This is a genomic window from Hydrogenophaga sp. (genome assembly GCF_022844385.1).
Classification (GTDB): Bacteria; Pseudomonadota; Gammaproteobacteria; order Burkholderiales; family Burkholderiaceae_C; genus Hydrogenophaga.
Genome location: NZ_JALHLX010000116.1, coordinates 1 through 11,721, shown reverse-complemented (window position 1 = coordinate 11,721; position 11,721 = coordinate 1). Strand labels below are relative to the sequence as shown.

Here is an 11,721-nt window from a genome sequence, read left to right as displayed (position 1 = left end):
GCTTGTTATTACACCGAAGACCACTACAGCAGCTTCAAGCTGATCGTGCAGTGAGTCTTGGGTGGTGTGAACGGTTTTTTAACTTTGACCTTTGAAAGAGACGCGGAGATGGACACGCCACTTCGTAACGTACGACCCAATATCGTTCAGTCGATTCGCGCCCACGGCGTGAAAGACCTGCAGGCCGCGGCCGAGCACTTGGGGCACCACTTCCTGTACGCCAACCTGGCCAAAGCCCAGAGCAAGCAGGACGTGCTGGAATTGATCGCAGCGCAATACACCTTGCCCTCGCACTTCGGCAAGAACTTCGATGCGCTCTACGACTGCATGACCGACATGGTCCACAAGTCGGGCGCGCAGACGGGTTTCATCGTGGTGCTGGAGCACATCCCCGCGCACGCCAAGTTCGACAAGGAAGCGCGCGAGCAGTTGCTGGACATCTTCCGCGACGCCGCCGACTACTGGTCGGACCGCAAGATCCCGTTCCGCTGCTTCTACTCGTTCTCCGTGGCCCGCTCACCCAAGGGTGAAGAGCCGATCGAAGTCCAGAGCGACGAACCCATGCCCACGGACAAGATTCTGGACGTGAGCCCGATGGCCCTGCGCATGAGCAGCCCGTTCAACGCGGGCTACTGGCTGGCCGCCGCCTGAGCAGGCCCCACCCCCTGAAAAAGCCGCTGCTGTTGCTGCGGCTTTTTTACGCCGGCAGCTTGTTGATCAGTTCGACGTATTCACTGACCGGCACTTCTTCGGCCCGGCGCTGCAGATCAAACTCGCCTTCAAAGCCCTGTTCTTCGAGCCAGCGGCCCAGCGTGTTGCGCAGGATCTTGCGGCGCTGGCTGAAGGCGACCTGCACCATGGTTGAAAAGCGCGCAATGTCGATCGTCGGCGGTTCGGCCAACGGGACCATGCGCACGATGGCGCTGTCCACGCGCGGCGGCGGGTCGAAGCTCTCGGGCGGCACAAACAGCACGTTGTCCATGGCGTAGCGCCACTGCAGCATCACCGAAAGGCGGCTGTAGTCGGACGTGGCCGGGCGCGCCACCATGCGGTCGATCACTTCCTTCTGCAGCATGAAGTGCTGGTCCTGCACCACGTTCACGTGATCGAGCAGGTGAAACAGGATGGGTGTGGAAATGTTGTACGGCAGATTGCCCACGACACGCAGCCTGGGCGCGGCCAGCTGCGAGGCCAGCGCCGTGAAATCCACCTTCAACACGTCGGACTCCACCACCTGGAGCTGGGCATGAGCCCTCAGGCGCACTGCCAGATCACGGTCCAGCTCGATCACCGTGAGGCGGCCCAGCCGCTCCACCAGCGGCTGTGTGAGCGCGGCCAGGCCGGGGCCGATCTCCACCATGGCGTCGCCTGGCTGCGGGGCGATGGCGTCGACGATGGCTTCGATGATCGCGCCATCGGTCAGGAAGTGCTGACCGAAGCGCTTGCGGGCGATGTGCTTCATGCGCCGGCCGCCGAATGGGCGAGTGGCATCACTGCGGCGCGTCGCGGTACTCGACGTAGGCGCGGCCACGAACGTCCTGCACCCAGGTGCGCAGGGCCTCGGTGATCTTCTTCTCACGCACAAGACCCCGCACCATTTCACGCTGATCGCGCGCGGTCAGCGTGCTCTGGCGGCGCTCTTCCACCCGGATCAGGTGCACGCCGAAACGGGACACCACCGGCGGTGACACCTCGCCCGGACGCAGGCGGCTCATGGCTGCTTCGAATTCGGGGACGAACTGGCCGGTCTGCGCCCAACCGAGGTTGCCGCCGTCCTGTGCCGAGCCGTCCTGGCTGTGCTCACGGGCCAGGGCTTCAAACGTGGCCTGGCCCGCGACCAGCTGCTGGCGGAAGCCGGCCAGGCGGGCCACGGCGTCGGCTTCGCTGAGCTGTGGGGTCACGCGCAGCAGAATGTGGCGCGCACGGGTTTCGTTGACGGTCGCATCGGGCAGGCCCGACTGGCGTTTTTCGATCACCTTGAGGACGTGAAAACCCGCCGGGCTGCGCACGGGACCCGCGATGGAGCCGGCGCTCAGCGAGCGGGTCGATTCCACAAACAGTTCGGGCAGGCGCTCGGCCGGGCGCAGGCCGAACTGGCCGCCATTGGCGCGTTCTGCACCGTCGGAGAATTCACGCGCCAGTTCGGCAAAGTCGCCCCCGGCGCGGGCGCGGTCGGCCACGCCCTGGGCGCGCGCCTGCAGGGCCTGGACCCGATCAGGCGATGCGTCTTCCGGCACCAGCACAAACACCTGCGCCAGGTTGAGCTGCAGGCTGGCCACATCGTTGTTGCCCTGGCGTTCGCGGATGAAGTCGTCGATGTCGGCTTCGCTCACGCGCACCTTCGACTCCACCTCACGCTCGCGCAATCGCTGCAGCAGGATCTGGTTGCGCAGGTCGTTGCGCAACTGGTTGATGTCGACCCCATCGGCGGCGATGCGGCGACGGAACTCTTCGGGCGAGAGCTGGTTCTGCGCAGCGATGGACTGCTCGGCCTGCGCCACCGAGGCCTCGTCCACGCGGATGCCGAGTTCGGCACCGAGCTGCAGCTGTGCGCGCTCGCTGACGATCTGCTCAAGCACCTGGCGTGCGAGCTGGTCCCGCGGCGGCACGGGGGCCGACTGCTGGGTGAGTTGCTGCTCCAGGCGCACCAGGCGCTGGCGCACTTCGCTGTTGGTGATGGGCTCGGAGTTGACCAGGGCCACGATGAAGTCGGCGGTGCGGGCCACAGAGGTGCTGGGCATCGCCGGCGCCCGAAGGCCGCTGGAGGGACGCAGCGCCTGGGCCTGCACGGCAGATGCGGCCAGCAGCGAACAGCACAGCAGCCACGTGGCGGCACGGGATGGGGGTGGGAAGCGGTCAGTCATATTGTTGGAACCGGCTGGGCGGGTTGATTTCTTCGCGCAGGTACTGGTAGCGCGGCACGTTGTCTTTGAGGGTTTTCAGCGGGTTGGAGCCGAGGCGGGAGAAGCCGCTGAACTCCAGCTGGAACAGGATACGCTGGTTGGCCGAGGCATTGCTGCGCTGCAGGCGCTCCAGCACGATGCGCCCAAGCCAGCAACCGGCATCGAACTCGAAGCCGGCCACCAGATCGACGACCTTGCGGTCGGGCACGCTGTAGTTGATGCGGCCCACGCTGTACCAATTGCCAGGGCCCAATGCGCGACCACGCACTTCGGGGCCTGCGGGCTCGCCAAACAGATCGCTGAGCGGCCACTGCCAGCCCACATCAAACTGCTCGCTGCTGCCGCGCTGCAGACGGTAAGCGGCGCTCAGCACGCGGAAGTTGCTGGGGGTGTAGCGTCCGCTGAGGGTGGTGCGCACCGATTCGCGGTTGCCCGGGCTGTACTGCACGTTGGCGTCGGTCAGCCAGCGCGGGCTCCATTGCACGCGCGCGGCCAGCAGGATGTCGCTCAGGCGTTCGTTGATCGGGTCACCCCCGGCCAGGCCCGTGGAGTTGGGCAGAAAGACGTTCTGGTCGCGGAACAGGTAACGCTGGGCCACGCCCAGGCGAACCACCTCCGCTCCGGTGTCGGGGTCGAGCAGGCGGGAGCTCACGCCCACCGTGACGGCGCGGGTGTCGGAAATGCGGTCGTTGCCACCGAACGCGTTCTCGGTATAGATCGACGCCAGGTTGAAGTCGTTGGCGGCCGAGTCGTAGTTGGGCAGCAGGCGCTGGTCGCGGTAGGGCGTCCAGGTGAAGAAGGCGCGCGGCTCCAGCGTCTGCGTGAAGCCTCGGCCGAAGTAGCTGGCGTCGCGCTCGAAGATCAGGCCGCTGTCCAGGCTGAGGGTGGGCAGGACGCGCGACTCGCTGCGCGAACCGTTGGCCAGTGCGCTGTCAAAGCTGTATTGCGTGGCGTGCAGCTGGGCACGGGGTTTGACGAACCAGCCCGGCGCCTGGAAGCGGCGGCTGATCTCGGCCACCGTGAGCGCACGATCACCGTTGGTCTGCCCGGTCAAGCCCGGTACCGACTGGAAGCGGGTGTACTCGGTCAACACCGACCAGTCGACGCCGCTGAGGTTGGCCACCTGCGCATCGCTGCGGCCATAACGCACCGCCACCGAGGGCAAGCGGTCGTACGGGGGAATGATGGGTGCGTCGACGTCCTGCAGTGTCTGCCAGGTGTAGGCGCCCGCGCTCACCGACCAAGGCCCCTGGCCCCAGCTGTAGACCGCGTCGCTGGCGAGCAGGCGGGTGGTGAGCGAGGCGGTGGCGCGCGGGAAGTCGCGCCAGTAGTCGTTGTCGCTCACGCGGTTGAGGTTGAGGTAGAGGCCCGCCGAGCCTCCAAACGCCGCTCGGCTGCCGGTGAGGTTCTGGTTGTGTTGAGCGGTGTAGCCCCAGCGGTTGGCGTCGCGCAGCGGGTCGGACGGCAGGAAGGCGCCGCGCACCAGGCCGGCATAGGTGGGCTGCAGGTAGCGCACCTCGGCGCCCAGGTCGACGCCGCGCTTGCTCATCAGCGTGGGGTAGAGCGTGGCGTCCAGGTTGGGCGCGATGTTCAGGTAATAGGGCAGCGTGACTTCCAGGCCGCTGATGTTGTCGATGTTCAGCGTGGGCGGCAGCAGGCCGGACTTGCGCGCATCGGTCAGCGGAAAGGAGAAATAGGGCCAACCGAGAATGGGCACCCCCTTGAACTCCAGCGCGCCGTTGGTGGCCGTGCCGGTCTGGGCCACGTTGTCGAATTCGATCTTGGTGGCCCGCACCAGCCAGTCGGGCATCCAGTCGGCGCCGGGTGTGCGTGGGCAGGTGGAATAGCGCGCATCGTGGGCCACGGCCTTGTCTTCGCCCAGAAAGTCCACGCGGCTGGCGTCGCCCTTGCCTTCGTTCTTGAGCAGGTTGAAGGTGGGCTGCGTGAATGTGCCCTCAAAGGTGTCGACGTTGAGCTTGAGTTCGGGACCCTCAAAGCGGTCGCCGCTGCGGTTGATCAGCACGTTGCCCTTGGCCTGGGCCTCGTTGGTGCGCTGGTCCAGCTGCAGCCGGTCGGCGCGGATCACGGTGTCGTGGCGGCGCAGTTCGGCCTTGCCCTCCACCGCCGTGATGCCGTCGGTCTGACCTTCGATGCGTTCACCCGAAACGAAGGTGGGCGCCTGTTGCTTCGCGTCTTCGGGCAAGGTCTCCAGCAACATGCCGCTGGAGCGCAGCGACACGGCGGGGCGGGGTGCCTCGTCGCCGTCACCCGACTGGGCATGGCCCAGGGTGTGCGCGCCGAGCGCGAGCGCAGCCATCAGGCCGCGCACCGCCAGCGCCACCGGCGCCGCCTGGAGACGGGGTTGCAGGTGCCCACCGGGCAGGGCTGGAACACAGGGCGGGTGGGTGCGGCGATTCAAGGGGAGGAAGTCGTTGACCAGGTCGATCAAAAGCGTGCGGGGCCCGCGGATCGGCACAGGGGGTTTGTAGAATCAGCGGCCATTATCCACTGCGCGATCCCGCGCGCGGCTCGTTGACCAGCGGCGAAAAAGCACCCTCCACCATGACCCTGTCCAACACCGCTGCCAACACCGCTGTCGAGTGGGCCGATCCCCAACGGGAAGCCGCTTTTTCGGCCTGGCTGCGCCCGCTCACCGGGCGGCTGGGTCTGCTGCCCACGACCCTTCGCGCCGCCTCCGCCGACGCCAGCTTCCGGCGCTATCTGCGCATCGACACGCAGGCCGGGCACAGCCTCATCGTGATGGACGCGCCGCCTGCGCACGAAAACTGCCAGCCCTTCGTGCACGTGGCCACGCTCATGCGCGAAGCCGGTCTGCTGGTACCCGAGGTGCTGGCCTGGGACGAACCGCAGGGCTTCATGTTGCTGAGCGACCTGGGCCACCAGACCATGCTGGATGGGATCGACCCCGACAACGCGCAAGCCAACCACGGGCGCTACATGCAGGCGCTCGACGCCTTGTTGGCCTGGCAACTGTCGTCCAAGCCTGGCGTGCTGCCGCCTTACAACGAAGCCCTGCTGCGCCGGGAGCTGCAGCTGTTTCCCGACTGGTACCTGCAGCAGCACAAACAGTTTCAGTTGAACGACACGCAGGCCAACACCTTGCAGAAGGCCTTCGACTCGATCGTCGCGCACAACCTCAACGCCCCGGGCGTCTACGTTCACCGCGACTTCATGCCCAGGAACCTGATGCTGCCGCGCCAGCCCGGCGACACGGCCGCGCAGCAGCTCGGCGTGCTCGATTTCCAGGACGCGGTGCATGGCCCCATCACCTACGACATCGCCAGCCTCATGCGCGACGCCTTCCTCACCTGGGACGAGGACTTCGTGATCGATGTGACCGTGCGCTACTGGGAAAAGGCGCGCAAGGCCGGCCTGATGGACTTCGAAGACTGGCACGCCGACTTCGGCGCTTTCTACCGCTCGGTCGAGTGGATGGGCCTGCAGCGCCACCTGAAAGTGGCCGGCATCTTCGCGCGCCTCACGCTGCGCGACGGCAAACCGAAGTATCTGGCCGACGCGCCGCGCTTCATCGGCTACATCCGCCACACCGCCCACCGCTACCGGGCACTCGGTCCCTTCCTGCAACTGATCGACGAGGTCGAGGGCCTGCAGGCCGCATCGGGCTACGCGTTCGGGCGGGTCTGACATGCCGCGCTTTCACTGCCCCGCGCCACTGCTCGCCGGCCAGAGCCTGGGCCTGCCCGCGTCCGCCGCGCGCCATGTGCAGGTGCTGCGCCTGCAGCCCGGGCAGAGCATCACGCTCTTCAACGGCGAGGGTGGCGAGTGGGAGGCCACCATCACCCGCATGGGCCGCTCCGACGTGGAGGTGACCGTGGGCGCCCACACCACCATCGAACGCGAACCGGGCCGCAACGTGACGCTCGCCATGGGCATGCCCGCCAACGACCGCATGGACTGGCTGGTGGAGAAGGCCGCCGAACTCGGCGTGGCCGACCTGCAGCCGCTGCACACCGCGCACAGCGTGCTGCGGCTGGCGGGCGAACGCGCCACCAAGAAGCAGGCGCACTGGCAGTCGGTGGCCATTGCGGCCTGTGAACAGTGCGGCGGCAACCGCGTGCCCACGGTGCAACCCGTGGCCGACTTCAACGCCTGGCTCAAAGGCTTGCCGCCGGTGGTCGACGCAGGGCCCGAGTTGCGCTGCCTGCTCTCGCTGGCCGAGGGCACGCAGCCGCTCGCCCAGGCCCTGCAATCGGTGGCCGGCAACACGCCGGTGCTGTTCCTCAGCGGCCCCGAAGGCGGCCTGAACCCGCATGAAGACGCTGTGGCCCGCGCGGCCGGCTTTGTGCCGGTGACCCTGGGCCCGCGCGTACTGCGGGCCGAGACCGCAGCACTCGCCGCGCTCACTCTGGCCAGCGGCTGATTCACTGTCCTGGCGATGCCACCTTGTATAAACGGTGGCTTATGAACAAAAACCTCTGGCTGCTCGCCGCCGCACAAGGCCTGTTTCTCACCAACAACGTGGTGTTCATCGCCATCAACGGCCTGGTGGGCCTCTCACTGGCGCCGCTGGGCTGGATGGCCACCCTGCCGGTGATGGGCTACGTGGTGGGCGGCGCGCTGTCCACGCCGCTGGTGGCGCGCACGCAAAGCGCCTTCGGGCGCAAGGTCTCGTTCCAGATCGGGTTGCTGGTGGCGCTGGGATCGGCCCTGCTGTGCGCCTGGGCGGTGACGACCCACAACTTCTGGCTGCTGGTGACCGCCACCGTGATCGCCGGCTATTACAGCGCCAATGGCCAGCTCTACCGCTTCGCCGCGGCCGAACTCAGCGCGCCGGCGTTCCGCGAAAAAGCCATCTCGCTGGTGCTGGCCGGTGGACTGGTGGGCGCGGTGCTCGGGCCCAACCTGGCCAGCCGCACGCGCACCCTGTTCGAGGTGCCTTTTGTGGGCGCCTACGTGTCGCTGGCGGTGGTGGCCCTGGTTTCCATGGCGGTGATGGCGTTTGTGCGTTTCCCGCCTGTGCCGCCCAAAGCCGCCAACGCCGCCCCCGGACGGCCCTTGAGCGTGATCATGCGTCAGCCGGTGTTCATCGTGGCTACCGCCGGCGCGGCCCTGGGCTACGGCGTGATGAATCTGCTGATGGCGGCGACGCCGCTGGCCATGCAGGTCTGCGGCTTCCCGTTCGAAGACGCGGCCCTGGTGCTCGAATGGCACGTGATCGGCATGTTCGCGCCGGGCTTCTTCACCGGCCATCTCATCAAACGCTTCGGCACGCTCAGCATCATGGGCGTGGGAGTAGCGCTGAACGTGGCATGCGTGGCCATTGCGCTCTCGGGCGTGGAGTTGCACCAGTTCCTGATCGCGCTGTTCCTGCTCGGCGTGGGCTGGAATTTCCTCTTCACCGCCAGCACCACGCTCTCGCTGCAGTCGTACCGCCCGGAAGAAAAAGACAGGGCTCAGGCCGCCATCAACTTCTGCGTGTTCGCCACCATGGCGCTGACCTCGTTCGCCTCGGGCGCGCTGGTGACCACGCAGGGCTGGCAGTGGCTCAACGTGGGTTCGCTGCTGCCCCTGGCGCTCACCGCCCTGGCCCTGATCTGGCTTGCGTGGCGCGGTCGGCAGGCCCACAATCCCAAATGATTCAACGGCTTCACGGAGGTACGCCATGGGATTGCTGGACTCTTTGATCGGCGCGGCCACCGAAGCCGCCATGGGCGCCCAGCGGAGCACAGGCGCGGCACCGGCGGGCGGTTCCGGCGGGTTGAGTCCGCAACTGCTGATCACGCTGGTGAGCACACTGCTCAACAACGCGGGTGGTCTGCAGGGCTTGCTGGCCAAGCTGCAGTCGGCCGGGCTGGGCGATGCCGCGCAATCCTGGGTGGGCACCGGTGCCAACCAGCCGGTGAACCCCGCGCAGCTCGGCCAAGCCCTCGGTCCCGATCTCATGGGCATGATTGCCGCACAGCTCGGCGGCAACCAGGATCAGGCCTCCACCGCGCTGGCCGATCTGCTGCCCGGCCTCATCGACCAGCTCACGCCGCAAGGCCAGGTGCCCGCCGACAACGGCCTGGGTGCACTCGGCGCCCTGCTCGGTGGCCAGAGCAACCCGGCACCGGGCGACCTCATGGGCCTGCTCGGCGGCCTGATGCAGCCACGCCGCTAGGCAGCGCGGGGCAGCGGGGCCTGCACGTCCAGCCACGCCTTGAGCGTGCCGAAGACGGCCGAAGGATCGGCCTCGTTGAAGATCTCGTGGTACAGGCCCTCGAAAGCCTGGGCGTGCACGGTGTTGCGCGGCGCAGCCGCGGCAAACACGCGGCTGCCTTCGGGTTTCACCAGGTGGTCGTCGCCCGCGTACATGAGCAGCGTGGGCACGCTCCAGCCCGGTGCTGCGGCCAGCACGCGCGGCCCGTTGCTGTCGATGAAATGCGCCAGCCGTGCCGAGATGCGGTCGTGCACGCGGCGGTCCCTCTTGTAGGCCGACACCGTGGCCGGGTTGTGCGAGATTTTGCTGGCGTCCAGCCCGTTGGACAGGGTCTTGTTGGGCGCGTAGCGGTAGAGCAGCCCGATCAGCTTGCGCTGGAGCGCGCCGATGCCGGCCTTGAGCGCGGGAGACGACAACACCAGGCCGTCGACCTTGCCCAGGCCGCGTTGCACGAAGGTGGCCGACACCAAGCCGCCCATGCTGTGGCCCATGAGGATCAGCGGGCAGGACCACGGCTCGGCGATGTGGCGGCGCGTGTCGTCCAGCACTTCTTCAAGGTCCTCGAGCAAGGTGTCGTCGTCGGGCAGCGTGCCCTGCGCACCGCCCGAGTCGCCGTGGCCACGCTGGTCGTAGGCGCGCACGACAAACCCCCATTCGTTGAGCCGGCGAGCCACAGCGTCGTAACGCCACGCGTGTTCACCCAGGCCGTGCACGATGAGCACCACGCCGCGCGGGCGCCGCCGCATGGGCAGCGGCCAGTCGTACAGGGCCAGGTTGAGGCCGTCGCGCAGGGTGAAGGGAGCCTGGGTCGTGTCGGTCATGTCGGCACAGGGATGGAAATGAAACGGGGCTGGCTCAGGGCATGCGGGCAATGACCTGAGCCACCGTGGCGGTCAGGCGTTGCGCGTAATCCAGGTGCAGGAATTCGTTCGGGCCGTGTGCGTTGCTCTTGGGACCCAGCACGCCGCACACCATCATCTGCGCGGTGGGGAAGCCTTTGCTGAGCATGTTCATGAGCGGAATGGTGCCGCCCTGGCCGATGGTGCCGCAGCCGGCACCGAAGTGCGCCTGCGAGGCGTCTTGCAAGGCGCTTTCGAACCACGGTGTGGTGGCCGGTGCGTTCCAGCCACTGGCCGCCCCTTCGCCATCGAACGTGACCTTGGCCTGGTAGGGCGCATTGTCTTCCAGCAGGGCCTTGAGTTCGCGCACGGCGGCCGGTGCGTCCACCAGGGGCGGCAGGCGCAGGCTCAGCTTGAACGCGGTGTAGGGCCGCAGCACGTTGCCCGCGTTGCGCATCTCGGGAAAGCCATCGGCGCCGGTGACGGACAGCGTGGGCCGCCAGGTGCGGTTGAGCAGCGCGTCCACCGGGTCGGTGGTGGTGGGCAGGGCGAACACGGTGGAGCCACCGCAGTCGTGGTGGGCCCATGGGAAGCGTTTGTAGATCTCGTCGCCCAGGATGGCGGCGGTGGCGCGCGCCTGCTCCACGCGCTCGGCCGGCACCTCGCAGTGAAAGCTCGCGGGCAGCAGTCGGCCGGTGGCGCTGTCCTCCAGGCGGTCCAACACCTGCCGCATGATGCGAAAACTCGACGGCACCAGGCCCGAGGCGTCGCCCGAATGGATGCCTTCGGTGAGGATCTCGACCTTGAGCACGCCGCTGGCCATGCCACGCAGGCTGGTGGTGAGCCAGAGCTGGTCGTAGTTGCCGGCGCCGCTGTCCAGGCAGATCACCAGGCCCACGTCGCCCAGGCGCGCGCGCAGCGCGTCCACATACGGCAGCAGGTCACCCGAGCCACTCTCTTCGCAGGTTTCGATCAGGCCCACGATGCGCGGGTGCGCCGCACCCTGGGCCTTGAGCGCCTGCAGCGCGGCGATGCTGGCGTAGACCGCGTAACCGTCGTCTGCGCCGCCACGGCCGTAGAGCTTGCCGTTGTCGATCTTGGGCGTCCAGGGGCCGAGGTCGCTGCGCCAGCCGGTGAACTCGGGTTGTTTGTCCAGGTGGCCGTACATCAGCACGGTCTGGCCGGAAGACGGGGCCGGCGTTCCGTCCTGGCCCGCGCAGGCCGGTACTTCGAAGAACAGCACCGGGGTGCGCGGCACGCCTCGGGCGTCGTCGAGCTGGATCACTTCGAGCGTGAGGCCCTCCACCTTCTGCGCCCGCACCCAGTCGGCAGCGCCGCGCAACACGCGGTCCAGCAGGCCGTGGCTCGCCCAATCGGGGTCGAACGCGGGGGACTTGGCCGGAACCTCGATGTAGCGCACCAGCTCGGGAATGATGGTCTGCTGCCAGGCGGCGCCGATGTGGGCCTGCAAGGCCTGAGGGTCGAGCGGGGGCAGGGCGTGGGGCAGGCGGGCGTTCATGCGGCGGTCTCCAGGCGGGTGCCCCGCGAAGACCGGGGCGTTACCCGGAACAGTATAGGCAGAGCGGCATTTCCGTGCCGCCGCTGCCGGGGGATGTCAATCGCGCCAGGCGCCTCAGGCGTGCGCCGGACCCGACAGACGGAACAAACGCACCACCTCGGCCAGCCGGTTCGCCTGGTCTTTCAGGCTGTGTGCCGCCGCCGCACTCTCTTCCACCAGCGCGGCGTTCTGCTGCGTCATCTGGTCGAGCTGCGTCACCGCCACGTTCACCTGGCCGAT

General features: G+C 67.7%; 9 protein-coding genes and 1 pseudogene. 5 read left to right on the top strand and 5 right to left on the bottom strand.

Going from position 1 to position 11,721, the window contains the following annotated elements; translation table 11 throughout:
- Positions 1-108: 108 nt before the first annotated feature.
- Positions 109-504: pseudogene (locus Q0C59_RS15815) on the top strand (barstar family protein); the annotation flags it as partial.
- A gap of 193 nt (positions 505-697) precedes the next feature.
- Here the strand turns inward: Q0C59_RS15815 and rsmA are convergent.
- From rsmA to Q0C59_RS15800, 3 genes are read right to left on the bottom strand one after another with little or no spacing between them, the layout of a single operon-like run.
- Positions 698-1,462: a 16S rRNA (adenine(1518)-N(6)/adenine(1519)-N(6))-dimethyltransferase RsmA gene (gene rsmA / locus Q0C59_RS15810; protein ID WP_291217228.1), complete on the bottom strand. Its 765-nt coding sequence runs from the start codon at positions 1,460-1,462 to the stop codon at positions 698-700.
- Positions 1,463-1,490: 28 nt separating this feature from the next.
- On the bottom strand, positions 1,491-2,864 hold the full coding sequence (locus Q0C59_RS15805; protein WP_291217226.1) for a peptidylprolyl isomerase: 1,374 nt from the start codon (positions 2,862-2,864) through the stop codon (positions 1,491-1,493).
- A complete protein-coding gene (locus tag Q0C59_RS15800; RefSeq protein WP_291217223.1) occupies positions 2,857-5,322 on the bottom strand; it encodes an LPS-assembly protein LptD in 2,466 nt (821 codons plus the stop codon). Before Q0C59_RS15800 ends, Q0C59_RS15805 begins: the two co-directional genes overlap by 8 nt.
- A 143-nt stretch (positions 5,323-5,465) precedes the next feature.
- On the opposite strand from Q0C59_RS15800, the gene Q0C59_RS15795 reads away from it, so the two are divergent.
- From Q0C59_RS15795 to Q0C59_RS15780, 4 genes are read left to right on the top strand one after another with little or no spacing between them, the layout of a single operon-like run.
- Positions 5,466-6,569, top strand: coding sequence for an aminoglycoside phosphotransferase family protein (locus Q0C59_RS15795; protein ID WP_291217220.1), 1,104 nt, complete (start codon positions 5,466-5,468; stop codon positions 6,567-6,569).
- Position 6,570: 1 nt separating this feature from the next.
- Positions 6,571-7,305 (top strand): 16S rRNA (uracil(1498)-N(3))-methyltransferase, encoded by a 735-nt coding sequence (locus Q0C59_RS15790; protein WP_291217217.1) that lies wholly within the window; start codon positions 6,571-6,573, stop codon positions 7,303-7,305.
- A gap of 41 nt (positions 7,306-7,346) precedes the next feature.
- Positions 7,347-8,522, top strand: a complete 1,176-nt coding sequence (locus Q0C59_RS15785) for an MFS transporter (protein ID WP_291217215.1) — start codon at positions 7,347-7,349, stop codon at positions 8,520-8,522.
- Positions 8,485-9,045 carry a YidB family protein gene (locus Q0C59_RS15780; RefSeq protein WP_370870402.1) on the top strand — a complete coding sequence of 187 codons (561 nt, stop codon included), beginning with the start codon at positions 8,485-8,487 and terminating at the stop codon, positions 9,043-9,045. The genes Q0C59_RS15785 and Q0C59_RS15780 overlap by 38 nt, the downstream gene beginning before the upstream one ends.
- On the opposite strand, the gene Q0C59_RS15775 is transcribed toward Q0C59_RS15780, so the two are convergent.
- Positions 9,042-9,905 (bottom strand): alpha/beta hydrolase, encoded by an 864-nt coding sequence (locus Q0C59_RS15775; RefSeq protein ID WP_291217209.1) that lies wholly within the window; start codon positions 9,903-9,905, stop codon positions 9,042-9,044. The two genes, Q0C59_RS15780 and Q0C59_RS15775, sit on opposite strands and share 4 nt — an antisense overlap.
- A 34-nt stretch (positions 9,906-9,939) precedes the next feature.
- On the bottom strand, positions 9,940-11,442 hold the full coding sequence (locus Q0C59_RS15770; RefSeq protein WP_291217207.1) for a M20 family metallopeptidase: 1,503 nt from the start codon (positions 11,440-11,442) through the stop codon (positions 9,940-9,942).
- Between the last annotated feature and the right edge of the window lie 279 nt (positions 11,443-11,721).